This window comes from Sorangium sp. So ce117 (assembly GCF_051524395.1).
In the GTDB taxonomy this organism is placed as follows: domain Bacteria; phylum Myxococcota_A; class Polyangia; order Polyangiales; family Polyangiaceae; genus Sorangium; species Sorangium cellulosum_B.
The window spans coordinates 13,037,709-13,061,577 of the sequence record NZ_CP150309.1 but is presented as its reverse complement, the minus strand read 5'-3'; the positions used below and the strand labels follow the sequence as shown (position 1 = coordinate 13,061,577).

Sequence of the window (23,869 nt, the reverse complement as noted above, 5' to 3'; positions counted from 1 at the left end):
GAATCTCCTGGGTGGCGGGAAGCGCCCGCGGGAGGTGGTGTCGGTTCAGTCGAAGCGTGGGGCTTCCATGCCGAGCCGCCTATAGAAGTAGATCGCCGCGTTCCTGGCAAACGATCCCTGCGGGAGGTAGACGTCGCCGGGCTCGCGCAGCGGCTCGTCGGCCGAGAGCGGCCCGTCCCGGTCGCCGGCCAGCCGCTCGAGATCCTCGAGGAACGCTTCCATCGAGGGATAGCGGTTGTTCGGGCTCTTCCGGATCGCCTTCAGGATCACGGACTCGAGCAGCGGATCGAGGCTCCGGCGCTTCTCCGAGGGGCGGGGCGGCGGGGTCACGAGCTGCCGGGCGAGGAGCTCCGACTGCTCCGAGCGCGGGAACGGCAGCTCCCCGGTGAAGGCCCGGAACATGACGACGCCGAGCCCGTAGACGTCGGTGCGGGCGTCGGGCAGGTCGCTCACGACCTGCTCGGGCGCCATGTACTCGAGGGTGCCCACGGCGGTGCCGGTCGCCGTGATGAGATCGGCGGCCTGGATCTTCGCCAGGCCGAAATCGAGCACCTTGACCGCGTACGGGTCGCCCTGCGGGCCCACGAGGTAGATGTTGTCCGGCTTCACGTCGCGGTGGATGATCCCGGCCCGGTGCGCGGCGGCGAGCCCGGACGCGGCCTGGGAGAGCACCGGGATGGCGAGGTCCGCGTCCATGCGGCGCTCGCGCCGGAGCCAGTCGCCGAGCGACTCGCCGAAGAGGTACTCCATCACGAGGTAGGGCGCGCCGTCTTCCGAGCGCGTGCCGGCGTCGAGCACCCGGACGATGTTCGGGTGCCCGATGGTCGCGGCGCTCTGCGCCTCGCGCACGAACCGCTCGCGCGTCCGCTCCGCCCGGGCGGCGAACTCCTCGAGGACCTTGATCGCGACCGGCTGGCCCGTCTCGATCTCGACCGCGAGGTAGACGCGCGCCATCGCCCCTTTGCCGAGGTAGCCGCGCACCTCGTAGCGCTCGCCAAGGAGGGTCCCGCGCAGCCGGGTCGGCTTGTACCGGAACAGGTCGACGCGCCGGCCCTCGGTGAGCTCCGCGCCGTCGTAGGGGCAGAACCGATGGCCCGCGTCGTACTCCCGGTGGCAGCGCGCGCAGAACATGGCCCCGCATCGAATAGCGCCCCGCGCTCCGGCCACGCAAGCCCGCTCGGCGGGCCCCACCGCGCTAGCCGCTCTAGCCCGCCTTGCGCGGCGAGCGCCCCGTCAGCTTGGTGTACGCGTGATAGCCGAGCCACCGGAGCGGCTCGGGCGGGACGCCCCGGAGGGGGGCCATGTAGAACGGCAGATCCCGCCACCGCGCGTCGTCGCCCGCGTAGATGTCGCAGAGCACGCGGCCCGCGAGGTTGGCGAGCGTCACGCCGTGGCCGCTGTAACCGAGGGCGTAGTACACGTTCCGGTGCTCGCCGCGCACCCCCATGCTGCAGAGCCGGCTCATCGTGATGCCGAGGGTGCCCGTCCAGCGGTGCGCGATCCGCAGCCGCTCGGCCGCAGGGAAATAGCCTGTGAGCCGGCGCCGGATGGCCTCGAACGCCGGCCCGGCCGACTCAGGTGTGCCCGGGTAGGAGGTCTTGTTCCCATAGAGGTAGGCATACGCTGCGTTGCTGCCCCCGCCGAACACGAGCTCACCGGCGGGCGTCATGCTGGCGTACGCGATCCGGTCGCGGTCGTCGCTGAAGCCGGCGACCTGCCCCCAGCCGAGCGCGGCGCGCGCCTCGGCGTCGAGCGGCTCGGTCGCGATGACGTGCGAGTGCAGCGGGAAGATGCCGGTCTTGAAGTAGCCGAGGCGCGGCGTGTAGCCGTTGGTGGCGAGCACGATGGCCGCGGCCCGGACGACGCCGCCCGGCGTTGTCAGCTCGATCGTGCGCCCCTCCCGGATCCCGAGCACCGGCGTGTCCTCGTGGACGGCGACCCCCCACGCGAGCAGCAGCGGGCGCAGGCAGCGCAGCAGGTCGACCCCGTTCAGCTGCCCCTCGGTCGCGTCCAGCACGGCCCCGGCCCCGCCCTGGATCCCGAGCCGCTTCGAGAGCGCCGCGCTGTCCAGGTACTGTAGCGAAATGCCCCAGCTGGCCAGCTGCTCCACCCGCGCGTGCGCCGCCTCGGCCCGGCGCGCGTCGGTGAGCACCTCCATGCATCCGTCGCGGCGGTGGCGCACAGGGAGGTCATGCTCCTGGATCATCCCGACGATGCCGTCGATCCCCGCGCGCGTCGTCTCGTACACGCGGCGCGTGAGCTCCGGATCGCGAGAGCCCACCCCGTTGATCCAGTTCAGCATCATCCCCCCGTTGCGCCCGCTCGCGCCGTTCGCGAGGTGGCGCGCCTCGAGGATCATGACGCGGAGGCTCGGAAACCGGCGGATTAGATGGTATGCGGTGGAGATCCCGGTGAAACCTCCTCCGATGATGGCCACGTCGGCCGTCGCGTCCGCGCGCAGCGGAGGGACGGGCTCATAGACCGGGCCCGCCTCGCTCCACACGGAGCGCGCGGAATCGATGTGCGTGTGCGTGTACGTGTCAACGAGCGCTGCACGAGCCACGATGATCACCTATCAGAGGGATGCGCCTCTGGCACCATGAACCCCGGGAGCCCTGCTTGAAGCGACGTGTCCGGCTCTGCATGAAGGATCTCTTCCACCAGGACGTGGTGGAGATGATCGAGCGCGAAACCCGCAAATACCAGATCTGGTCCATCGAGGATCCTTCCGACCCGGACTTCGACGCGGCGTATCAGATCCTCTGGGACTGCTTCGGTCCTCATGGAGAGATGGAGCGCAAGGAGGCGATCGAGGCGTTCCTCCGCGACGACCCGTTCACGCCCGAGCCGTCGGGCACGTACATGCGCTACTTCCTGCTCGTGGCGCGAGACGCGGACGGAAAGGTGCGCGGCGTCCGCGACGGCACCGTGCTCATCAATCCGGCGTACGCCCCGGACCTCTGCGTCATCTACCTCGCTCATATCTTCATGATCCCCGAGGCGCGCGGGACGGTGCTGTCGTACTGGCTGCGCATCTCGCCGGTCGAGCTCGCCATGCAGTACCTCACCGACCTGCACGCGATGGGGAAGATCACGCTCCCCGCGCCGTCGGCCCCGGGCAAGTACTTCGGGATGAACGTCGATCTCGCGGCCGAGGTCGAGTACTTCACGCCGGAAGAGCGCCTGTCGTGGCAGCGCATCCTGTTCTACGGCCGAGGCGGGTTCGACGCGATCAACCCGCGCCACTTCCCCTACCGCCAGCCCGACTTCCGCGATCCCGAGGTGATCCGCGCGACCGGCAACCAGCCGTCTCCCTTCATGGTCCTCGTGCGGCGCATGGGCCGCGAGCGGCAGGCGCAGCTGCCGATCGACGAGGCGAGGGCGCTCATGCGGCTCCTGTACGACGACTTCGCGGATCACTGCGCGCCGCACCTGCTCGAGAACAGCCTCCAGCTCGTCCTCGACCGGCTGGAGGAGCGGGCGAAGCGGAAGAGCTTCGTCGAGCTCTTGCCGCTCCCGACCGGACCCAGGGATCTGCACCGGCTGAAGCCGCTCTTCCGGTACAACGTGTTCACGAAGTACTATCCGGACAGCCCCGACGTCCGCGGTTACCTGAAGAACAGCGGCATCCGCGAGAGGCTGCTCGCGAATCCGCGCCACCTCGACGAGGAGCTCGCCCGCATCGCCCGGGAGCTGGAGACCCGTCCGCCGTTCGTCTACGGGAGCCGGGACAGGACCGCGACGTGGGAGGGCATACCGCTCGCTCCGGGCTCGGAGCCGCTCGCTGACGGGCCCGACGCGGGCGAGATCACCCGCGAGGTGCCGGCGCCGCCGTCGACCCTGCCGCCGCGGTGATCCCCCACGGCGCCGTGATCACCGCGCCTCAGGCGGACGGGCAGCGCTGCCGCTCCCGGGGCCGGCCGTCGCGGCCCGCGCGCGCAGGGCGCCCGCGCGGAGCCTTTGCACCGCGGCGGAGGCGGCCTCGTGGGCGTCGAGCGCGCCGCGCAGCACGAGCGCCCGCCCCTTGGCCGCGGCGGCCTCTCCCAGCGTCCCGTCGAGCACGCCCTCGGCGAGCCGGACGAGCGGGCCGATCTCGGCGAGGTTCCGCGCGAGCGCCCGGGCGTCCGTGGCGAGCCCGGACGCCGCCTCGCAGGGCGAGGCGCTCGCGATGGCCGCGGCCTCCTCGCAGAGCTCCTCCGCGACGGGGCCCATGTCGCGCCAGCACGACACGGCCGCGCGCAGGCTGGCGGGCGTGACGAGCGTCGCGCGCGACGCGTGCGGTGCGTGCGACGCGTGCGACGCGTCGATCCCGCGCGCCGCGTCGACCCGCGGCCCCGCCGTCGCCGCCTGCGCCGCGGCGATGACGGGCGAGAGGGCGAGGAGCGCGCGCTCCAGGGCGCGGGTAGCCTGCTCGACGCGGACGAGGCGCTCCTGCACGTCGGCGCTGGCCAGCGGGGCGTCGCTCAGCGTGAGCGCCGAGAGCCGGCCGGAGACGTCGACGGCGAGCTGCTCGAGGGCGCCGACGATTCGCTGATCGAAGCGGCGCGGGACGACGTCGAGCACGCAGAGCGCCCCGAGCACGTGCCCGTGCGCGCGCACCGGCACGCCCGCGTAGGCGCGGATGCCGTAGCTCTCGACGAGCTCCTTCGGGACGCGCTCGTCGCGCAGCGCGTCGTCGACGATGAGCGGCACCTCGTCGAGAACGACGAGCTGGCAGAAGGAGTTGCTCCTCGACGTCGCGCAGCTCACGGCGAGCTCGAGGGGGAGCCCGTGCTGCGCGCGCAGGAGCTGGACATGGCGCACGAGCAGGCTGACCACGGCGATGGGCGACCGGGCCAGCTTGGCGGCCCGCACCACGCAGGCGTCGAGGATGGCGTCCGCCTCGGCGCGCAGCACGGCGCCGCGCAGCTCGGCCAGGCGGACAGGGTCGTTCAGGTCGGCCATCGCGCGATGCTACCTTGCCTGGCGGGGCGCGGGTCGGCCGAGGTCACCCCGGGCGCGCCGCTGCTTCCCTCGCCCGCACCGCCGCGATGAAGGTGCGGAGGTGCACCTCGACCACCCGGCTCACGTCGGGCGTGTACCCACCCGCGAGCACCCACGCGATCGGGACGCCCCGCTCGAGCGCGGCCCGGAACACGATCTGGTCGCGCGCGTAGAGATCGTCGTGCGTCAGGTCGAGCGGCGAGTACGGGTCCTCGCGGTACGGGTCCGCGCCGGCCTGGTACAGGATCAGATCGGGCGCGGCGCGGTCGATCGCCGGGCCGAGGTGCCGCTCCAGGATCTCGAGGTAGGCGGCGCCGCCGCTCCCGTTCGGGACCGGGACGGACCAGCAGTTCTCGGTGTCCGGGGCGCGCTCGCCCTCGACGTCCCGGTGCGCCTTGTTCTGCTTGTACCAGCTGCCGTAGATGGAGAGCTGGAACGCCCAGGGGCGCGACGCGAGCAGCGAGGCGGTGCCGTTGCCGTAGTGGAGGTCCATGTCGACCACGAGGCCGCGGCGGATGCGCCCCTCGGCGCGCGCGCGCTCCAGCGCGACGACGAGGCCGTTGAAGGTGCAGAAGCCCTCGCCGTGGCCCTCGTGCGCGTGGTGGAAGCCGCTCGCGAGGTTGCCCGCGACGCCGTCCTCGAGGGCCGCGGCGGCGGCGGCGACGCAGCCGCCGTTCGTGAAGCGCACCGCCCCGGCGAGCGCCGGCGACCAGGGGAGCTTCTGCGACTCGGCCAGCGCCCGGGGCTCGCCGGTCGCGATCGCCTGGACGTAGCCGTGCGCGTGGACGCGCAGGAGGTCCTCGTCACAGGCCGCCTCGGGCTCCTCGATGCGCGCGGGCAGGCCGCTCCGCTCGATCGCCTCGCGCACGAGGGCGAACTTGCGCATCGGCATGACGTGCTCGCCGATGTCCGCGAAATACCGCGGCGTGTGGAACACCCGGATCGGCGGCGAGGCGGCGGCGTCCGAGGTCACTTGCAGACCGACTCGAGGTGATCGAGCGCCTCGCCGACGTGGCGCGGGGCGAAGATCAGCGCCGGCCGGAAGCGGAGCGTGCGGTCGCCCGAGCCGCCCACCTCGAGGCCGCGGTTGCGGAGCGCGGTGAGCGCCGCGTCGCGGCGGGCGGCGTGGGGGAAGTCGACAGCGGCGAAGGTGCCGCTGCCCCGGGCGCCCGAGAGCACCCCGGGGTAGCGCCGGCAGAGGTCCTCGAGGCCGGCGACCAGGCGCTCGCCGGTCGACCGCGTGTTCTCGAGGAGCCGGTCGCGCTCGATGACCTCGAGGATCACCTCGAGCTGCGCGCCGCGGAGCGGGTCGCCGAGCCAGGTGTTGAAGACGCGCAGCGGCTCGATCGGCGCGAGCTCCTCGCGGCAATAGAAGCCGCCGAGCTGCATCTTCTTGGAGAACGTGACCATGTCCGGCGGCTCGGGCAGGTCCCACGCCTCGTGCGCCCAGAGCGCGCCGGTCCCGCCGCCGCAGGTCTGCACCTCGTCGATGATGAGCGCGACGCCGCGCTCCGCGGTGAGGCGGCGGAGCGCCTGGAAGAAGGCCGGGCTCGCGTGGCGGTCGCCGCCCTCGCCCTGGATCGGCTCGACGATGACCGCGGCGACCTCGTCCGGGTGGGCGTCGAGCGCCGCCTCGACCGCCTCGAGCGAGCGCGCCTCGGCGGCGCGGTTCTGCTCGGCGTGCGCCGCGAGCGGGAAATGGCTCGCGGGGAACGGCGCGACGGGCCAGTCGAACGCGGGGATGTCGAGCTTGTGGATCGGCTTGCTCCGCGTCGCCGAGAGGGCGCCCATGCTGCGGCCGTGGAAGCCGCCATCGAAGGAGAGCACCTTGAAGGCGTTCACGCCGGGCTGCCGGTTGAGCATGCAGGCGGCGAGGTCGCCGTCGCTCGGCTGCGCGCCGCCGCGCCGGCGCCGGGCGAGCCGGATGAACGCGGCCTTGAGCGCGTTCTCGACCGCCTCCGCGCCGGTCGTGAACGTGAAGACGCGCGTGTGCCCCTTCGGCGCGACGCGCATCAGCGTCTTCTCGACGAGGTCGACCCACTCGGGCGCGGGCGCGACGCCGAGCGCGGAGCGGTAGCCGGCGCACCAGTCGAAGCGGCCGCTGCGCCACGCGGCGAGCAGATCCGGGTGGTTGTAGCCGATGGGCACGGCGGCGATGTGCCCGTACACGTCGAGCAGCACGTTGCCGTCCACGTCGACCATGTAGTTGCCCAGGCTCTTGCGCGCGTCCTGATAGAAGTGGATCGGTCGCGCGTCCTGGTAGCGATGGTGGCGGGCGCGGAGCGCCTCGGACGCAGGCCCCGGGATGGCGGTGCGCATCGAGGCGCGCTCGGGCTCGCCGGGGATGGGCGGGGGGATGTGGGTCGGGGCGTTCATGGTCGGACTCCAATGCAACGGGGGCGGCGGAGCGTCACGCAGATCCGTCGGTCGCGACGGCCGCCCGGACGCGCACAACGATCGATTTCGACGCGGGCGTGTGGCTCTTCTCGGCGATGCTGCCGAGCGGCACGAGCACGTTCGCCTCGGGGAAGTAGGCCGCGACGTTGCCGCGGGGGATCGTGTACAGCACGACGCGGAACGCGCGCGCGGCGCGCTCCCCGTCGGAGAAGCGGCTCGTGACGTCGACGAGGTCCCCCTGGGCGAGGCCGCGCTCGGCCGCGTCCTCGGCGTTCATGAACACGACGCGGCGCCCGCCCCGGACGCCGCGGTAGCGGTCGTCGAGCCCGTAGATGGTCGTGTTGTACTGGTCGTGGCTGCGGATCGTCATCATCAGGAGCTCGCCCGGCTCGAGATCGTGCCGCGGGAGCGGGTGGACGATGAAGTTCGCCTTGCCGGTCTCCGTGCGGAACTCGCGCCGCGCCGCCGCGTTCGGCAGGGCGAAGCCGCGCGGGTCCCGGATGCGCGCGTTGAAGCCGTCGAAGCCGTCGATCGTGCGCTCGATGAGATCGCGGATCCTGTCGTAGTCGGCGGTGAGCTCCTCCCACGGCACGCGCGAGCGCGCGCCCAGCGCCGCGCGGGCGAGGCCCGCCACGATCGCCACCTCGCTGCGCAGCAGCTCCGAGGCCGGCGGGAGGCTGCCGCGCGAGCTCGAGACGACGCCCATCGAGTTCTCGACGGTCACGAACTGCGGCCCGCCCGCCTGCGCGTCGCGCTCGGTGCGGCCGAGGCAAGGCAGGATGAGCGCGCGCCTTCCCGTCACGAGGTGCGCCCGGTTCAGCTTGGTCGAGACGTGCGCGGTGAGGTCGCACCGGGCGAGGGCGCGGGCGGTCAGCGCCGTGTCCGGCGTGGCCGAGAGGAAGTTGCCGCCCAGCGCGAAGAAGACGCGGGCGCGCCCCTCGGCCATCGCCGCGATCGCGGCGACGGTGTCGAGCCCGTGGCGGCGCGGCGGGGAGAAGCCGAAGTTCTGCTCGATCCGATCGAGGAGCTCCGCGGGCGGGCGCTCCCAGATGCCCATCGTCCTGTCGCCCTGCACGTTGCTGTGCCCGCGCACCGGGCACGCGCCCGCGCCGGGCCGCCCGATGTTGCCGCGCAGGAGCAGGAAGCTCATCACCTGCTGGACGTTGGCCACGCCGTTCTGGTGCTGCGTGAGGCCCATGGCCCAGCACGCGATCGTGCGCTCGGAGCGCATCGCGATCTCGGCCGCCGCCCGGATCCGGTCGCGCGGGACCCCGCTCTGCGCGACGATGTCGTCCCAGGGCGCGCCGCGCACGGCCTCCGCGAACGCCTCGAAGCCGTGGGTGTGGCCCGCGATGAACGCGCGATCGAGCACGGCGCCCGGCCTCCGCGCCTCCTCCTCGAGCATCTCCTTGATGATCCCGGTGAAGAGCGCGACGTCGCCGTTGATGCGCACCTGGAGGAAGAGCGTCGAGAGCGGCACGCCCGAGCCGACGAGATCGAGCGGGTGCTGCGGGTGCTGGAAGCGCTCGTTGCCTGCCTCGGGGAGCGGGTTCACCGTCACGAGCTCGCACCCGCGCAGCCGCGCCTCGCGCAGCGCCGAGAGCATGCGCGGGTGGTTCGTCCCCGGGTTCTGCCCGACGACGAAGATGGCGTCGGCCAGCTCGAAATCGTGGAGGGATACGGTCCCCTTGCCCACGCCGATGGCCTCGCGCAGGCCGACGCCGCTCGACTCGTGGCACATGTTCGAGCAGTCGGGCAGGTTGTTCGTCCCGAGCTCGCGCACGAACAGCTGGTAGAGGAACGCCGCCTCGTTGCTCGTGCGGCCCGACGTGTAGAAGACGGCCTCGTCCGGCGAGCCGAGCGCGCGCAGCGACGAGGCGACGACGTCGAGCGCCTCGTCCCACGACACCGGGCGGTAGTGCGACGCGCCCTCGTCGAGCAGCATCGGGTGGGTGAGCCGCCCCTGCTTGCCGAGCCAGTGGTCGGACTGCCGCGAAAGCGCCTCGACGCTGTGCTCCCGGAAGAACTCGGGCGTGACGCGGCGGAGCGTCGCCTCCTCGGCGACCGCCTTGGCGCCGTTCTCGCAAAACTCCGCGAGCGAGCGCTTCTCGTCGGGCTCGGGCCACGCGCAGCCGGGGCAGTCGAAGCCCTCGCCCTGGTTCACGCGGAGGAGCGTGCGCACGGCGCGCGCGACCCCCATCTCGCCGACCGCGTGCCGGAGCGTCGCGCCGACCGCCGGGAGCCCGCCGGCCGCCGCGCTGCGCTCGCCGATCCTCGGCGCCTCGGGCTCGATCGGCGGCTCCGCCTGCACGTTGCGCGGCACGTCGCGGGCCGTCACGACGCGGCCTCCGCCGGGACCACGACGGGGACCTCGACGCGCTCCCGGCCCGCGTACACGTTGAACCGCCCGTCGCGCGCGAAGCCGACGAGCGTCATCCCGTGCGCCGCCGCCAGCTCGGCGGCGAGGCTCGAGGGCGCGCCAACCGCGACCATCACGGGGATCGAGGCCCGGAGCGCCTTCTGTACGAGCTCGAACCCGGCGCGCCCGCTGACCATGAGCACCGCGCCCGGGTCGGGCAGCCGCCCCGCGAGCAGCGCGGCGCCGATCAGCTTGTCGACGGCGTTGTGGCGCCCGACGTCCTCGCGCAGGTCGGCGAGCGCGCCGCCCGCGTCGAAGAGGGCCGCCGCGTGCAGCCCCCCGGTCCGCCCGAACACCGCCTGCGCGCCCCGGAGCCGCGCGGCGAGCCCGTGCACGACGCCCGGCGCGATCCGGGGGACGCCGCGCGCGAGCGGCGAGGGCGGCGCGAGCGACGCGACGTCGATCGACGCCTTGCCGCAGACGCCGCAGCTCGCGCTCGCGACCGCGAGGGCGCGCTCGGTCCGGCCGAGATCGACGATCACGTCCTCGCCGAGCGTGACGCGCACGAGATCGCCCGAGGGGCCGAGGGCCTCCTCGACGGCGACCACGTCGGCCGCGCGGGAAATGACGCCCTCGGCGAACAGGAGGCCGACCGCGAGCTCGCGGTCGTTGCCGGGCGTGCGCATCGTGATGCCGAGGCGGCGCTCGGCGCGGCGCGCGTCCCCGGGGGCGCGCGCGACGACGACGATCTCGAGCGGCTCTTCGACGGCGAGCAGATCTTCGGCGTCCGAGGCGGTCTCGCCCGTGATCGTGCGAATCGAGACGTGGGCTGTGCTGGACGGCATGGCGGGGTGGTTCCGGGCTCCGTCATCCTAGCCTGCTGCGCCCAGGAGAGCAGGCCGCTCCGGAGGATGTGTTCGATGGTCTGCCAGCGCGGGCCGATGAGGCGGCGTCGAGAAGGCGATGGTGCTGCTATCCTCCAACCGACGGGACGATGACAGGAGGAGAGCCGGATGGAAGATTGGATCGTCGCGCGCCCAGGCCTGCTCGGGGGTAAGCCCTGCATCAAGGGCACCCGCATCAGCGTCGAACTCGTTCTGGATCTGCTGGCGAGCGGGGCGACACGTGAGCAAATCTTGGAAGCCTACCCGCAGCTTCCTGCTGAAGGGCTCTCGGCGGCGCTGCGGTACGCGGCGCGCTCCCTGAAGAACGAGGTGGTCTGGGATGTGAAGATCCCTGCATGAATCCGCTCGCGTTCCCGCTACTCGCGGACGAGAACATCCACCGTGAGGTGGTGCGTGCGCTCGTCCTTCGGGGCAAAGACGTCCGAGCGGTGCTCGAAGAGGGAATGGGCGGCAGAGATGACATCGACGTCCTGCGCCATGCACACGGCCACGGTCGTGTCGTTCTGACACACGATGGGGATTTCGGAACGCTCGCTTACCAGGCCGGCGAACCGCTCGTGGGCATCATCTATTTGAGACCTGGGCACATCTCACCGACGTTCGTGATCGAGATGCTCGAAGCGATCGAGGCCAGCGCAGCCGACGTGGAACCGCCGTTCGTGCTCGTTGCAGAGCGGAAGGACGCGCTGGTGCGTGTTCGGGTCCGGTGTCTTCGACCGGCGCGATGACGAGGGCAGCTTTCAGATACCTTGATGCAGCCAGAGGTTCCCGGCGTCGAGCGCCGTCGTTGCCCGAGCCGCCCGACCCCTCAACCCCTCCACGCCGCGCAGAGCCTCTCGATCTCCCGCTCCGGCGCGTCGAGCGGCGCCTTGCCGCGCCACGCCTCCGGGAACAGCGGCATCACAGCGCACCGGAGCACCGGCGCGAACCCCGCGACATCCGCCGGCCCCCGCGGGATCCGGATCAGGGGCACGCGCTCGCCCGGGAACGCCGAAAGGCGCGCGAGCGCGTTCTCGCGGATCGGCGCGAGCTCGCCCTGGCTCACCTCGCGCGCGTGGACGGCCTGGTAATGGCGCAGAAACGACTCGGCCCGGGCGCGCGGGATCTCGTCGCGCTCCTCCTCGCCGACCTGACGCACCACCGCGAGCAGCGGCAGCGGCACCGGCGTGACGCCGAGCGCCGCGGTGTCGCGGAAGTCGGGCTGCGCGTACGGGAGCACGTCCGGCGGGACGATCGCGAACCCCGCGCGCCCGTACGCGATGAGCCGCACCACCGTGTCGCGGTCGTCCGGGTCGACGGCCTCCATCTCGGCGGCGAGCATCACCTCCGCGCCATCGCCGCCGGCCCCCTGGCCCCCTGCGAGCCCCGCGCCCTCGATCGCCCGGCGCGCGAGCGCGACCGGCGCCGCGCGCAGCAGGGCGGCGAGCCCGGTGCGGCGGAAGGCCGGCAGGACGAGCGCGTGCGACAGGAGCGCCACGCAGCGCCGCGCCGCGCGGTCCAGCGTGACGTAGCAATCGCGCACGCCGGCGAGGTGCCCCTCCGCGTCCCGCGCGAGCAGCAGGTGGTACGTCGCCGTGATCGGCGCCCCCGCGTCCGTGTGCGCCCCGGTGAGCCACGCCCAGAGCACCTCGCGGCGCTCGAGCTCGCCCTTCGGCCCGAAGACCGCGTCGAGCGCCCGGTAGCCCTCGTCGAACGCCGCGCCGTCCTGCGCCTCGTCCACGGAGAACTGCGCGAGCGCCCGCGCGACCTTCTCCGGCCCCTCCCCCGGGCAGACGTCGCGCGGATCGACGATCATCCGGCCATCTCGCGCAGCACCGCGTCGAAGACGCCGATCGCCTCGTCGACGTCCGGGACCGTCGTGATGAGGTGCGGCCGCAGCCGCACCGAGCGCGTCCCCGTGTAGCTCGCGAACACCCCGCGGCGGAGCGCGCGCGAGAGGAAATCGTCGCGCGCCGCGGTCGTCGGCAGGTCGAACGCGAGCAGGAAGCCGCGGCCGCGCGGCTCGCTCGCGAGCGCGGGGTAGCGCTCGCAGAGCTCCTCGAGCCGCGAGAGGAAGTGGCGGCCCGTCGCGCGCACGTTGCCGAGCAGGTCCTCGGACTCGATCGCGCGGAGCGTCGCCAGCGCGATCGCGGACCGCGCGCGATCGCCGTTGCGCGTCTGGTACATGCGCCCGAACTGCGCGACGTCGTACGCGCTCGTCGCGAAGAACCCGCCCATCTGCATCTTCTTCCCGAAGCACATGAGATCGGGCGGGCGCGGCAGCTCGAGCTGCTCGTGCGCCCAGAGCGTGCCGGTGATCCCCATGCCGGTCTGCACCTCGTCCAGGATGAACGCCGCGCCCGCCTTCCCGGCGAGCTCCTGCGCGCGGCGGAAGAAGGCCGCGCTCGCGTGCCGATCGCCCCCCTCGGACTGCACGGGCTCGACGATCAGGGCGGCCACCCGGCCGCCGTGCGCGTCGAGGATCCGCTCGAGCGCGGCGAGGGCCTCCGCCTCGGCGCGGTCGTTCTCGTCGGCGAAGCGCGCCAGCGGGAAGCGGCTCGCGGGGAACGGCGCCGTCGGCCAGGGGAACGCGGGCAGGTCGGCCTTGTGGATCACCTTCGAGTGCGTGGCGGACATCGGCCCGAGGCCCCGGCCGTGGAACGCGCCGGCGAACGACACGACCACCGCGTCGGTGCCCGCGTTGTCGAGGATGCTCTTCTGCAGCTCCTCCGGCAGCTCGAGCGGGTTCCTCGGCAGCCCGGCGGCCTCCCGCCGGCGCTCGCCGTGCCGGATGAACGCCGCCTTGATCGCGGACTCGACGCCCTCGCCCCCCGCGTCCACGCAGAAGACGCGCGCCATGCCGCGCGGCGCGAACCGCTGCTCGAGCGCCTCCACGAACTCGAACCAGGCCGGCGTCGTCACGAACGGCGTCGACGTCGGGTTCGCGACGGCGCGGATGAAGCCCTCGCGGTGCGCCGCCTCGACCAGCGCGGGGTGGTTGTAGCCGAGCGCCCCGAGCGCGAAGTTCGCGAACAGGTCCAGGAACACGTTGCCGTCCACGTCGACGAGCGAGCACCCGCGGCTCGCGATGTCGTCCATCACGACCGCGCGATACCTCGACTGCATGTCGAAGCCGCCGCGCGCCATCCAGGCGCGCGCCTTCGGCCCGGGCAGCTCGGTGACGACTCTTCGCGGAGGGACGGACGGGAGCGTGGGGCGATCGGAGAAATCCATAGGCAACGCGAGTATCCCGCACGCCGGGGCGCGTGTCATCGCCGCTTGCCGCGCCCGGGTGCGCGGGTTTACGACGGGGGCATGGGTGACACGCGCGAGACGGTGAAGAGGCTTTGGATCGACAACGCCGAGAGGGAGGCGCTCTCGGGCGAGACGTTCGAGACCGCGAACCCCGCGACGGGCGGGGCGCTCGCGCGGCTCGCCCGCGGCCGCCGCGAGGACGTGGACGCCGCCGTGGCGTCCGCGCGCGCGGCGTTTCCGCGCTGGGCGGCGATGGATCCGAACGAGCGCGCGCGCATCCTGTGGAAGGCGGGGGAGCTCATCCTCGCGCGGTGCGAGGAGCTGGCGCGGCTCGAGGCACTCGACACGGGCAAGCCGATCACGGCCGCGCGGACGATCGACGCGCCGCGCACGGCAGACACGTTCTTCTACTTCTCCGGGTGGGCGACGAAGCTCGGCGGCGAGACGATCCCGGTCCGGGGTCCGTTCCTGAACTACACCGTGCGCGAGCCGCTCGGCGTCATCGGCGCGATCATCCCCTGGAACTTCCCGCTCTTGCTCGCGGCGCGGAAGGTGGCGCCCGCGCTCGCGGTGGGCAACGTGGTGGTCGTCAAGCCGCCGGAGGAGGCGAGCCTCACGACGCTGGAGCTGGCGCGCATCCTCGCGGAGGCGGGGGTGCCGCCGGGCGTCGTCAACGTCGTCACGGGGCACGGCGAGGAGGCGGGGGCTGCGCTCGTCGAGCACCCGGGCGTCGCGAAGATCTCGTTCACGGGCGGCACGGAGACGGGCAGGACGATCATGCGCGCGGCGGCGGGCACGCTGAAGAAGGTGTCGCTGGAGCTGGGCGGCAAGAGCCCCAACATCGTCTTCGCGGACGCGGACGTGGAGAGCGCCGCGAAGGCGGCGGTGACGGCCATCTTCTACAACCAGGGCGAGCTCTGCACGGCGGGGAGCCGGCTCCTCGTGGAGCGATCGGTGCACGACCGCGTGCTGGAGGTGGTCACGAGCGGCGCGCGCCGGCTGGTCCCTGGCGATCCGCTCGATCCGTCGACGCAGATGGGCCCCCTCGTCTCGGAGGCGCACTTCACGAAGGTGCTCGGCTACATCGACCGTGGCGCGGCCGAGGGGGCCCGCCGCGAGACCGGCGGGCGCCGCGAGGGCCCGGGGTTCTTCGTCGAGCCGACGGTGTTCTCGGCGGTCTCCCCGTCGATGGCCCTCGCCCGCGAGGAGATCTTCGGCCCCGTGCTGGCGGTCCTCCCCTTCGACGACGTGGAGGAGGCCGCGCGCGTCGCGAACGCGACCGAGTTCGGCCTCGCGGCGGGCATCTGGACGCGCGACGTCGGCAAGGCGCACGCGCTGGCCGCGCGCCTCTCGGCGGGCACGGTCTGGATCAACACGTACAACCGCTTCGACGCGGCGAGCCCGTATGGCGGAACCAAACAGTCCGGCTTCGGGCGGGAGAACGGCCGCGCGGTGCTGGACGAGCTGACGCAGCTAAAGTCCGTCTGGGTCTCTCTCAGCTGAACGGGACGCATCGGCGCTGACGACGCGCCCCGCTCTCGTCTCCTTCTCCCGTCCTCGCCTGCAGCGACTACTTCGGCGGGGGCGGGGCCTCCTTCGTGCCAGGGGCCGGGGGCTGCGCGCCGCCCTGGGTCCCTGTCGCGCCCGCGCCCGCCGGGCCGAGCTTCTGCGAGAGCGCCTCCGCGTCCTTCAGGTGCTTCTCGATCGTCGGCCGGAGGTCCTTCTCGACCATCGCCTTCAGATCGGCGTTCTTCGCGTACGGCAGCGCCTTCCTGTCGAGGAAGTCGAGCGTGTTCTGGTGATCCTTGATCATCGTGGCCACGAACTGCTGATCGAAATCGGCCCCTTGCAGCGCCTTCAGCTGATCGAGCGCGCTTTGCGTCTCTTCGGTGAGCTGCTTGCTCTTGTCCGAGTCCGCCGCCGTGATGCCGAGCTTCTTGACCAGCTTGGCCTGCTTCGCCTTGGCCTCGGTGTGGTGCTGGGCGATGGCCTTGGCGTAGGCCTTCACGTCCTTGCTCTTGGCCTTCGTCTGCGCGAGCTGGGCCTCGTCGATCTCCTTCTTGTTCGAGGCGTCGAGCACGGCGAGGATCTGCTCGTCGGTCAGCGGGGCCTCGGCCGGGGCGCTGGGCGTCGTCCCCGCCTGCGGCTCGGTGCCGGGCGGCGGAGCCGGCGGCGTCGCGGGAGGGGCCGCCTCCGGCAGCGGCGGGGCGGCGGTCGGGGCCGGCTGCGGTGGTGCTTCGTTCGTGCTCGGGCTGCTCGCCGGGGGCGTGTTGGAGCAGCCGACGCCGACAGCGAGACCGATCGTCAGGACGAGAGCGTTGCGCGATGCAACCATGGGTAAAGACCTCCTCACGTGGATTCGAGTGCCGGCCCCCGTGCAAGATCCGGTGCACGGCACGGGTGCCCCCTTTTCTCCCGAATCCACGCGACTGCCTCCCTCCCCGCTGTGGCAAGTTGCCACGGGAGTGAGCGAATCTGCCTCATCAGTCCGCTCAGGAGGATGCCTGTGGCGGACTCGACGGTTGCGCGGCGATACTGTCGCACGACAGCCCCGGTAAGGCCGCGCGGCACGGCGCGATGACCTCGGCGAGCACCTCGCGGCGCAGCGCCCCGAGCGCGCTCGCCGGGAGCAGGCCGAGCGCCTCGTGCACGGCGGGGCCGGGGGCCGGGTCGGCGCCGTAGCGGGCGGCGGCGCGGGAGAACGCGCGGTCCGCCGCGGAGCGCGCCGGCTCGCCGAACGTCGCGAGCATCCACGAGAGCGCCCTCCACGAGAGCGCCGCGTGCCGCTCCTCGTCGGCGGCGATGCGCGCGAGCGTGGCCGCGAGCGCCGGATCTGCCGCGCGCTGCGCGATCTCACGGCCCTCCGCCGCGCCCAGCGCCTCGCCCACGCAGCCCTCCTCGACGAGCGCCTCCACCACCTCGGCGACGCCGGCGCCGAGCGGCGCCGTGGCCGCCTCGAGCAGCGGCCCGGGGCCGATAGCCCGGCCGGCGAGGCGGGAGGCGACGCCGTAGGCGAGGCGCGCGTGCTCCACCTCGTCGAGCGCGGCGCGGTGCGCCTCGCCGACCAGGGCGGCCGGCGCGCCGAGCGCGAGGAGCTGGAGGGAGAAGCGGGCGAAGCTCGCGATGGACGCGTGCTCGAGCGCGGCCACGGCGGCGTAGTGCGCCGCGGCGAGCTCGCGCACCTCGGGCGAGAGGGACGCGACATCGAGCTCGGCGGGAGCGCGCCAGTCGTCGCGCGCGGCGCCCTGCGCGGCGCGCGGCCGGCCATCGACGACGAACGGGCGGCCGATGGCGCAGGAGATCCCGGCGCACTCCCAGCGCACGCTCTCTCCCTCCGGGTCGGTGACGACGCAGGCGGCGCCGCGGCCCTCGTCAGAAGATCGGCAGTCCGCATCGCTCAGACAGGTATCTTCCTTGGTGCGGCAGGCGAGCGTCACCTGCTCCCAGCAGCCATTGAAGTACGCCGACAGGCCGCAGGTGCTGCCGGGGCAATCGGCGTCGACCGAGCAGAGGGCCTTTGCGCAGACCGAGTGCTGCTCCCGGAGGGCGCCCGTCCCCTTGCACACGCAGGCCTCGGACGCGCCGCACTCCGCGTCGCTCTCGCAGGCGTACTCGCAGCCGCAATACGCGCCTATCTGCCCGAACGAGCTCACGCACTTTCCGCGGGGTCCCTCCTTGCAATCGGCGTCCGTCTTGCACTGGAACGTTCGCTCCGTGCCGCTGCACGCGCGCTGATCGATGGTCGCGTCGCACCGGACCCGCGTGGCGCGGTGCACGGTGCCGTCCCGCTCCTTGACCCAGCCCACGCCGCGCGGCGGCCGGGGCCCGGGCGACGCTTGTTCGTCCGGGACGCCGGCGTCGCGGGGCGTGGCCTGCGGCTCGCCGAGCGTGACGACTGCGATCTCGGGGCTCTTCGCGTTGGAGCAGCCGGCGGCGCCAGCGGCGAGGAGGAGGGTCATGCGGAGCGAGCGGTGGCGTTCCATTCGCGGAAGGGTAGCAGAGGGGCGCGCGACGCCGGACCGGCCGGCTCGCGGCGGCGCCGTCGCGGTGCGAGCGCGCTTCAACCGAGTCAAGCGGTTCGGGCCTGGACATCGATGCTCGCCGGACGTGCCGCGAAGCGCGCCCCCTCGCGCGGTGCACAGCCCTCTCCGGGATTCCACGCCAGAGCGAGCCGTCTCGGCGACTCGTGCCAGGTTTTCTGAGGGGTCCAGTCTTCGATTCGTCAGAACACCCGCTCGGAACCGAGCGACTCTCCATGATCCATCTTCGGCGGAGCTGTCCCGGCGCGCTCGTCCCTCACACCGTCCGGAGCCGAGCAGCGAGATCGGCAGTTTTGCGGAGACATGGGCGCGCAGCATGGCGCGAGGCCGCGCGCTGCTGCGCAGGACGCGGCGGCTACCTCCTGGCCCTGCGCCCGATCCCGCGCGCGTCGCGCCCGATCGGCTCGCCCAGCTCGAACGCCGGCTCGCCGGTCCTCGCCGGCGGCGCTTGCGGCTCGCCCGCCTCGAGCGGGCCGTGCGCGTTCTCGGCGTCGGCGATGGATGGATAGCGCTCCACGTCGCCGTCGACCCGGAAGCTCCCCTCGCACGCCGGGCGCACCACGCGGCCGAGGACGAGCCCCTCATCCCAGATGCCGCGGTGCTCGATCGCGATCGCGGCGCCCACGGCCACCTCGGAGAGCCGCGATAGCGCGCCCTCCGGCCGCTTCGCCGTGGGCCGCCACCGCAGGATCACGTCCTCGTGAAGCACCACCACGGCGCGATCGCCGGGCAGCTCGGAGACCCCGAGGGCAAGACGGACGCGGCACCCAGGAACGCTGGCTCCCGCCCCACGCTCGTCACCGGCAGCGCCCTCCAGGTCGCCGATAGCGCCCTCCAGGTCGCCGCGCGTAGCGCCCTCCCCCTCATCGCCCACCTCATGGATCGCGATGCTCTGCCCCGGACGCAGATCCTCGAGCACCGTCATGCGAGGTCCTCCCCAGGAGATGTCGGCCACGGACATGGCGCCGTCAAGCGGGCCGCGCGGCTACCTCGGCGCCGGCGCACCCCTGCTGCCCGGCGGCGCCGCGGTCCCGGCATCGCCCTTGCGCCCCAGGTTCAGCTGGATCCGCGCGGGGGACTCCGACGTGATCTCCACCGTCTGCGAGACGCCGTCGCTCGATCGCACGTCGACCGAGAGCGACACGCCCGGCATCGGCCGCGCGATGACCTGGCTGCCCACGCCGAGCACCACGCCGTTCAGCCGCACCACCGCGGCGCTCGGCTCGATCTGCACCGCGATCGGATCCACGAGCGACCGCTGATCCCTCGGCCGGCTCAGCGCGACGAACATGAGCGACGCGACCGCGACGCCCGTGGACACCGAGGCCACGAGCCACGGCAGCGCCACCGGGCGCAGCGCGTCTCCGCCGGCGCGCATCAGCCCGCCGAGCCCCCGCCGCGGCGCAGGCCGCACGCTCCGCCGGCCCTCGGAGGGCGGCCCCGCCGACAGCGTCGCGCCCGGCTTCGGCCGCCACCCCGCGCGCTGCTGCGGGGCGACGGCGGCCGCGATGCGCTGCCGCTCCTCCTCCATGCTCTCCCCGCAGCGCTCCAGGAGGAGCTCCGCCACGTGCGCGGGCGTCACCACGCCCGACCTGCGCATGAGGAAATCTTCCAGCACGCTCGCCATCTCGCCCGCCGTCTGGAAGCGCTTCCGCGGATCGCGCGCGAGCGCCTTGACGATGATCTCCTCGAGATCACGCGGGCAATGCGGCGCGATCAACGTGGGCCGCGGCGGCTCCGGCACCCCGGTCTGCGGCAGCACGAGGTCGTGCAGCACCTGGAACGGGAGCGCGCCCGTCACCGCCTCGAAGAGCACAACGCCGAGCGAGAAGATGTCCGAGCGGCGATCGACCGGCTGACCCTGCGCCTGCTCCGGCGACATGTACTCGCCCTTGCCCTTGATCTCGCCCGTCTGCGTCGTGTCGCCCAGGCGCTCGAACGCCTTCACGATCCCGAAATCGGCCACCTTCACCGTGCCGTCGCGATCGATGAGGATGTTCTGCGGGCAGACGTCGCGGTGCACGATGCCGAGCGGCTCCCCGCGGTCGTCGTGGAGGTCGTGCGCCGCGTGCAGCCCGTGCGCCGCGTCGGCCACGATGCGCGAGGCGATCGCCGGGGAGAGCGGCATCGGACGGAGGCCCGGCCGGAGCAGCTGCTGCATCGTCTGCCCGTCGATCCACTCCATCACGAGGAAGAGCACGCCGTCCGTGTCGCCGAGGTCGAGGATCTCGACCACGTTGCGGTGGTGGATCTTCGAGGCGAGGTTCGCCTCGTCGAGGAACATGCGCTGGAACTGCGGATCACGCGCGAGCGCCGGGATGAGCGTCTTCAGCGCGACGACCTTGTGAAAGCCGCGGGAGCCCTCCATGCGCGCGGCCCAGACCTGCGCCATCCCGCCCTCGCCGATGAGGCGCAGGAGCTCATATCGCCCGAGACGCTGCCCCGGAGCGGGGTCCTCGGAGATCCGCATGGCTCACCAGATGCTGGTGCTCGGGGAGCCGCGCCCGCGGTCCCCAGGAGCAGCCCGGCCGCGGGTCGCGGCCCCTCTCTCCAGACGATCACCATAGCCAAGCGCGACCGCGCCGGAAAGGCTCGTGTGGCGCGCCCGCGCCCACGACGCCTCGATCCCGGCGTCCGCGATGCCCGCGACGCCCCGCGCGACCTTCTCCACTTCTACTTCCACTTCCCCTCACCCGCGATCCGCGTCGCTCCCACGCCTCGCCCCTGCTATGGCCGGAGCACGATGACGAACGCGACAAGCGCTCCGCCCGCCCGCGCGGACCGGGCCCCCGCCTCCAAAGCCCTGTTCGACCGCGCCGCCGCCGTCCTGCCGGGCGGCGTGAACAGCCCCGTGCGCGCATTCCGCGCCGTCGGCGGCGACCCCCTGTTCATCGCGCGCGCCCAGGGCGCGCGGCTGTTCGACGCCGACGGGGACGAGTACATCGACTACGTCGGCTCCTGGGGGCCGGCCATCCTCGGCCACGCGCACCCCGCCGTCATCGAGGCCGTCCGCGAGGCCGCCCTCGGCGGACTCTCGTTCGGCGCGCCGACCGAGCTCGAGGTCCGCTTCGCCGAGAAGATCCGCGAGCTCTACCCGAGCATCGACATGCTGCGCTGCGTCTCGAGCGGCACCGAGGCCACGATGAGCGCCATCCGCGTCGCGCGCGGCTTCACGCGCCGCGACGCCATCATCAAGTTCGAGGGCTGCTACCACGGCCACGCCGATCACCTGCTCGTCAAGGCGGGCAGCGGGCTCGCCACCTTCGGCGCCCCCGACTCCGCCGGCGTCCCCGAGAGCATCGCCCGCACCACGCTGTCCTTGCCCTACAACGACCCGGCCGCCCTCGAGGCCGCCTTCGCCGCGCGCGGCGGCGACATCGCCGCGGTCATCCTCGAGCCCGTTGTCGGCAACATGGGCTGCGTCCCGCCGGAGCCCGGGTTCCTCGCCCTCGTCATCGACCTCTGCCGCAAGCACGGCTCGCTCTCGATCTTCGACGAGGTGATGACCGGCTGCCGCCTCGCCCGCGGCGGCGCGCAGGAGCGCTTCGGCCTCCGGCCGGATCTGACGACGCTCGGCAAGATCGTCGGCGGCGGCATGCCCCTCGCGGCCTACGGCGGCCGCGCCGACGTGATGCACGTCGTCTCGCCGCTCGGCCCCGTGTACCAGGCGGGCACGCTCAGCGGCAACCCCATCGCGGTCACGGCGGGGCTCGCGACGCTCGATCGCCTCACGCCCGCGCTCTACGAGCGGCTCGAGAAGCTCGGCGCTTCCCTCGAGGAGGGCCTCCGGGCCGCCGCCGAGGGCGCCGGCGCGGCCGCGTGCGTCCAGCGGGTCGGCTCGATGATCACGCTGTTCTTCACGAGGGGCCCGGTCCGCTCCTGGGCCGACGCCGCCACGTCCGACACGAAGCGCTTCAGCGCCTTCCACGCGGCGATGCTCGCGCGAGGCGTCTACTGGCCTCCGTCGCAGTACGAGGCGGCGTTCCTGAGCGGCGCGCACTCGGAAGAGGACATCGAGCGGACGATCGCCGCCTGCCGCGAGGCGCTCGCGGCCTGAGGGCCGCGCCGGCCTTTCCCAGGAGGGCACCCGCGACGGCGGGGCCAGGACGGCGAAGGGCCGACCGCCGCGGCGATCGGCCCTCCCCGCGCCGGCGCTCCTTCTTCGGTGCCGGCGCGCGAACGGTCCTCGGAGCGTGTCAGTCGGCCGCGCGGACCCAGCCGTTTCTGTAGTAGTTGCCGCGCGCGGTCGGCCAGAGCAGGCAGTTCGTCGCCGATCCCGGCACCGTGTACACGTACGTGTTCGGCTCCGGGTCCGCCCCGTTCCACCCGATCTCGCGGAGCGACACGACGATCTCGATCGTCCCGTCGCCGTTCACGTCGGCGAGCGTCGGCACCGGCATCGCGCCGAGCCGCGGCAGCGGGATCGTGTGGAGGATCGTGCCGCCGGCGTCGAGGACGAAGAGGTGGCTCCTGCCCTCCTCGGTCGAGTAGGTGTTGAACACGACCTCGGGGATGCCGTCGCCCGACAGATCCCCGACCACGACGCCGCCCGTGAGCACCTGCGTGTCGTCCGTGTAGGTGACGTCCCAGAACTCGGTCTTGTCGGCGTAGACCGCGTGGATCCGCCCGTCCAGGCCCGCGAAGATCATCTCGGGCCCGGCGTGCGTCGCGTCGAGATCGGCCACGGTCACCTGCTGCGTCATGGCCACGATGTTGCCGCCGAGATCCTCGCCGCCGGACAGGTAGTCCGAGGCGTAGAACGGGCTCTCCCACCCCTCGATGCGGCTCGCGTCGTTGCGGACCGCCCACAGGCCGACGCCCTGGGACTGGTCATTCATGGCGACGTCCTCGGCCGCCGCGAGCATGATGATCTCCGGCGTGCCGTCGCCGTCGAGGTCCGCGATCGCAGGGGCCGAGTTCTTGAAATAGGCCTGCAGGTCGCTGCTGTCGCCGAAGCCCTGCTGCGCGAGCTCGAGATCGTGCATGTACCGCACGCCCGGCGTCTTCGGGCGGCCCTCGAACATGGGATTCGCGTCGAAGGCCTCTCCCGTGCCGTGATAGAACCCGGCATAGGAGTTATCCATCGGCGAGACGATGTCCTGCGATCCATCGCCGTCGAGATCACCGATGGCCAGGTTCTGGTCGTAGCCGCCCACGATCCAGCACTCGGCGTCGTCGCTGCGGCGCGCGTCGCAGCCGATCGTCTCGCTCTCGATCGGCGGGAAGCCCGCGACCGCCGACCCGCTCGCGTGGAAGGCCATCAGGATGTCGGAGTAGTCGGGGGACCTGTCGGTGCTCGCGGCGACGACGTCGAGCTGACCGTCGCCGTCGATGTCGCCCGCGGCGAGGGAGCGGATCTCGTCGTTCCAGGTGACGGGCCAGCCGCTCACCAGCCGGCCGCTCGCGTCGAGCATGTAGATCGTGGTGCGCGCCGCGAAGACCACCTCGAGCTGCCCGTCGCCGCGGAAGTCCGCGACGATCGGGCTCGCCCAGATGCGGCCGTTCTCACGCGCCTCGTTGTACCGCCACTTCTGCTCGCCGTCGGGGCCCCAGACGACGACGTTGCCGTTGTGCGTCACCAGGATCTCCTGCTCGCCGTCGCCGTCGAGATCGGCGACCACCGGCGACCCGAGCCACGCGCTCTCGTCGTCGTCGGACAGCTGGAGGAGGAGCTGGGGCTCCGCGACGTCGGACGAGCCGCTCGACGCCGGAGCGCACGACGCGGCGGCCGGCAGCGGCTTGGAGCCCCCACCGACGGGGGGGCGGTAGCCACCGGAGCCAGAGGAGCCACTGCCGCTGCCGCTGCCGCTGCCGGTGGTGGGAGAGGTGCCGTCGAGGTTACCGAGCTGCCCTTCGCAGGCCGCGAGGGCGAGGACACTGGTGAAGAGAGCGATTCTACCGGGAATTACAAAACCTCGGTTGGAGACAAGGGAGTTCATCATGCCAGGGAG

General features: G+C 72.8%; 19 protein-coding genes. 5 read left to right on the top strand and 14 right to left on the bottom strand.

The genetic code is table 11. The features are described from left to right. Positions 1 to 45: 45 nt before the first annotated feature. Together WMF46_RS49120 and WMF46_RS49115 are read right to left on the bottom strand one after the other, a co-directional pair. The gene (locus WMF46_RS49120; protein WP_437975908.1) at positions 46 to 1,131 is read right to left on the bottom strand and encodes a serine/threonine-protein kinase; all 1,086 of its coding nucleotides are present in this window, start codon (positions 1,129 to 1,131) and stop codon (positions 46 to 48) included. Between the two features lie 73 nt (positions 1,132 to 1,204). Beyond that, a complete protein-coding gene (locus tag WMF46_RS49115; RefSeq protein WP_437983567.1) occupies positions 1,205 to 2,563 on the bottom strand; it encodes an NAD(P)/FAD-dependent oxidoreductase in 1,359 nt (452 codons plus the stop codon). Between the two features lie 56 nt (positions 2,564 to 2,619). Between WMF46_RS49115 and WMF46_RS49110 the strand changes: the two genes are divergently transcribed. Further along, on the top strand, positions 2,620 to 3,855 hold the full coding sequence (locus WMF46_RS49110; RefSeq protein WP_437983566.1) for a hypothetical protein: 1,236 nt from the start codon (positions 2,620 to 2,622) through the stop codon (positions 3,853 to 3,855). 18 nt (positions 3,856 to 3,873) lie between these two features. Here WMF46_RS49110 and WMF46_RS49105 read toward each other — a convergent pair whose 3' ends face one another. Genes WMF46_RS49105 through WMF46_RS49085 form a run of 5 tightly spaced genes read right to left on the bottom strand, consistent with a single transcriptional unit; the run spans position 3,874 to position 10,584 of the window. Continuing rightward, entirely contained in the window at positions 3,874 to 4,944 is a 1,071-nt protein-coding gene (locus tag WMF46_RS49105) for a GAF domain-containing protein (RefSeq protein ID WP_437983565.1), read from the bottom strand. A gap of 43 nt (positions 4,945 to 4,987) precedes the next feature. Then, complete coding sequence (locus tag WMF46_RS49100; RefSeq protein WP_437983564.1) at positions 4,988 to 5,956, bottom strand: histone deacetylase family protein; 969 nt, start codon at positions 5,954 to 5,956, stop codon at positions 4,988 to 4,990. Next, the gene (locus WMF46_RS49095) at positions 5,953 to 7,359 is read right to left on the bottom strand and encodes an aminotransferase class III-fold pyridoxal phosphate-dependent enzyme (protein WP_437983563.1); all 1,407 of its coding nucleotides are present in this window, start codon (positions 7,357 to 7,359) and stop codon (positions 5,953 to 5,955) included. The genes WMF46_RS49100 and WMF46_RS49095 overlap by 4 nt, the downstream gene beginning before the upstream one ends. 34 nt (positions 7,360 to 7,393) lie before the next feature. Continuing rightward, on the bottom strand, positions 7,394 to 9,718 hold the full coding sequence (locus WMF46_RS49090; RefSeq protein WP_437983562.1) for an FdhF/YdeP family oxidoreductase: 2,325 nt from the start codon (positions 9,716 to 9,718) through the stop codon (positions 7,394 to 7,396). Further along, entirely contained in the window at positions 9,715 to 10,584 is an 870-nt protein-coding gene (locus WMF46_RS49085; RefSeq protein WP_437983561.1) for a formate dehydrogenase accessory sulfurtransferase FdhD, read from the bottom strand. The genes WMF46_RS49090 and WMF46_RS49085 overlap by 4 nt, the downstream gene beginning before the upstream one ends. A 168-nt stretch (positions 10,585 to 10,752) precedes the next feature. On the opposite strand from WMF46_RS49085, the gene WMF46_RS49080 reads away from it, so the two are divergent. Both WMF46_RS49080 and WMF46_RS49075 read left to right on the top strand, forming a co-directional pair. Then, positions 10,753 to 10,983 carry a DUF433 domain-containing protein gene (locus tag WMF46_RS49080; RefSeq protein WP_437983560.1) on the top strand — a complete coding sequence of 77 codons (231 nt, stop codon included), beginning with the start codon at positions 10,753 to 10,755 and terminating at the stop codon, positions 10,981 to 10,983. Then, positions 10,980 to 11,372, top strand: coding sequence for a DUF5615 family PIN-like protein (locus WMF46_RS49075; RefSeq protein ID WP_437983559.1), 393 nt, complete (start codon positions 10,980 to 10,982; stop codon positions 11,370 to 11,372). The genes WMF46_RS49080 and WMF46_RS49075 overlap by 4 nt, the downstream gene beginning before the upstream one ends. Positions 11,373 to 11,452: 80 nt before the next feature. Here the strand turns inward: WMF46_RS49075 and WMF46_RS49070 are convergent, their stop codons facing one another. Together WMF46_RS49070 and WMF46_RS49065 are read right to left on the bottom strand one after the other, a co-directional pair. After that, on the bottom strand, positions 11,453 to 12,439 hold the full coding sequence (locus WMF46_RS49070; protein ID WP_437983558.1) for a hypothetical protein: 987 nt from the start codon (positions 12,437 to 12,439) through the stop codon (positions 11,453 to 11,455). Beyond that, the gene (locus WMF46_RS49065; protein ID WP_437983557.1) at positions 12,436 to 13,857 is read right to left on the bottom strand and encodes an aminotransferase class III-fold pyridoxal phosphate-dependent enzyme; all 1,422 of its coding nucleotides are present in this window, start codon (positions 13,855 to 13,857) and stop codon (positions 12,436 to 12,438) included. Before WMF46_RS49065 ends, WMF46_RS49070 begins: the two co-directional genes overlap by 4 nt. An 81-nt stretch (positions 13,858 to 13,938) precedes the next feature. On the opposite strand from WMF46_RS49065, the gene WMF46_RS49060 reads away from it, so the two are divergent. Beyond that, positions 13,939 to 15,381 (top strand): aldehyde dehydrogenase family protein, encoded by a 1,443-nt coding sequence (locus WMF46_RS49060; RefSeq protein ID WP_437983556.1) that lies wholly within the window; start codon positions 13,939 to 13,941, stop codon positions 15,379 to 15,381. Between the two features lie 67 nt (positions 15,382 to 15,448). On the opposite strand, the gene WMF46_RS49055 is transcribed toward WMF46_RS49060, so the two are convergent. From WMF46_RS49055 to WMF46_RS49040, 4 genes are all read right to left on the bottom strand, one after another. Then, on the bottom strand, positions 15,449 to 16,213 hold the full coding sequence (locus tag WMF46_RS49055; protein ID WP_437983555.1) for a DUF4142 domain-containing protein: 765 nt from the start codon (positions 16,211 to 16,213) through the stop codon (positions 15,449 to 15,451). Positions 16,214 to 16,370: 157 nt separating this feature from the next. Next, on the bottom strand, positions 16,371 to 17,861 hold the full coding sequence (locus tag WMF46_RS49050) for a ferritin-like domain-containing protein (protein WP_437983554.1): 1,491 nt from the start codon (positions 17,859 to 17,861) through the stop codon (positions 16,371 to 16,373). A 412-nt stretch (positions 17,862 to 18,273) separates the two neighbouring features. Then, positions 18,274 to 18,843 carry a hypothetical protein gene (locus tag WMF46_RS49045; protein WP_437983553.1) on the bottom strand — a complete coding sequence of 190 codons (570 nt, stop codon included), beginning with the start codon at positions 18,841 to 18,843 and terminating at the stop codon, positions 18,274 to 18,276. Between the two features lie 60 nt (positions 18,844 to 18,903). After that, the gene (locus WMF46_RS49040; RefSeq protein WP_437983552.1) at positions 18,904 to 20,388 is read right to left on the bottom strand and encodes a serine/threonine-protein kinase; all 1,485 of its coding nucleotides are present in this window, start codon (positions 20,386 to 20,388) and stop codon (positions 18,904 to 18,906) included. A 273-nt stretch (positions 20,389 to 20,661) separates the two neighbouring features. Between WMF46_RS49040 and hemL the strand changes: the two genes are divergently transcribed. Next, positions 20,662 to 21,975: a glutamate-1-semialdehyde 2,1-aminomutase gene (gene hemL, locus WMF46_RS49035; RefSeq protein ID WP_437988027.1), complete on the top strand. Its 1,314-nt coding sequence runs from the start codon at positions 20,662 to 20,664 to the stop codon at positions 21,973 to 21,975. 139 nt (positions 21,976 to 22,114) lie between these two features. Here the strand turns inward: hemL and WMF46_RS49030 are convergent, their stop codons facing one another. Further along, positions 22,115 to 23,860, bottom strand: coding sequence for an FG-GAP repeat domain-containing protein (locus WMF46_RS49030; protein WP_437983551.1), 1,746 nt, complete (start codon positions 23,858 to 23,860; stop codon positions 22,115 to 22,117). Between the last annotated feature and the right edge of the window lie 9 nt (positions 23,861 to 23,869).

What these genes read in the sequence shown, in the direction of transcription:
- WMF46_RS49120 (WP_437975908.1), bottom strand. Translation starts at nt 1,131, where the DNA reads ATGTTCTGCGCGCGCTGCCACCGGGAGTACGACGCGGGCCATCGGTTC.
- WMF46_RS49105 (WP_437983565.1), bottom strand. Translation starts at nt 4,944, where the DNA reads ATGGCCGACCTGAACGACCCTGTCCGCCTGGCCGAGCTGCGCGGCGCC.
- WMF46_RS49095 (WP_437983563.1), bottom strand. Translation starts at nt 7,359, where the DNA reads ATGAACGCCCCGACCCACATCCCCCCGCCCATCCCCGGCGAGCCCGAG.
- WMF46_RS49085 (WP_437983561.1), bottom strand. Translation starts at nt 10,584, where the DNA reads ATGCCGTCCAGCACAGCCCACGTCTCGATTCGCACGATCACGGGCGAG.
- WMF46_RS49080 (WP_437983560.1), top strand. Translation starts at nt 10,753, where the DNA reads ATGGAAGATTGGATCGTCGCGCGCCCAGGCCTGCTCGGGGGTAAGCCC.
- WMF46_RS49075 (WP_437983559.1), top strand. Translation starts at nt 10,980, where the DNA reads ATGAATCCGCTCGCGTTCCCGCTACTCGCGGACGAGAACATCCACCGT.
- WMF46_RS49070 (WP_437983558.1), bottom strand. Translation starts at nt 12,439, where the DNA reads ATGATCGTCGATCCGCGCGACGTCTGCCCGGGGGAGGGGCCGGAGAAG.
- WMF46_RS49065 (WP_437983557.1), bottom strand. Translation starts at nt 13,857, where the DNA reads ATGGATTTCTCCGATCGCCCCACGCTCCCGTCCGTCCCTCCGCGAAGA.
- WMF46_RS49060 (WP_437983556.1), top strand. Translation starts at nt 13,939, where the DNA reads ATGGGTGACACGCGCGAGACGGTGAAGAGGCTTTGGATCGACAACGCC.
- WMF46_RS49055 (WP_437983555.1), bottom strand. Translation starts at nt 16,213, where the DNA reads ATGGTTGCATCGCGCAACGCTCTCGTCCTGACGATCGGTCTCGCTGTC.
- WMF46_RS49050 (WP_437983554.1), bottom strand. Translation starts at nt 17,861, where the DNA reads ATGGAACGCCACCGCTCGCTCCGCATGACCCTCCTCCTCGCCGCTGGC.
- WMF46_RS49045 (WP_437983553.1), bottom strand. Translation starts at nt 18,843, where the DNA reads ATGACGGTGCTCGAGGATCTGCGTCCGGGGCAGAGCATCGCGATCCAT.
- WMF46_RS49040 (WP_437983552.1), bottom strand. Translation starts at nt 20,388, where the DNA reads ATGCGGATCTCCGAGGACCCCGCTCCGGGGCAGCGTCTCGGGCGATAT.
- hemL (WP_437988027.1), top strand. Translation starts at nt 20,662, where the DNA reads ATGACGAACGCGACAAGCGCTCCGCCCGCCCGCGCGGACCGGGCCCCC.
- WMF46_RS49030 (WP_437983551.1), bottom strand. Translation starts at nt 23,860, where the DNA reads ATGATGAACTCCCTTGTCTCCAACCGAGGTTTTGTAATTCCCGGTAGA.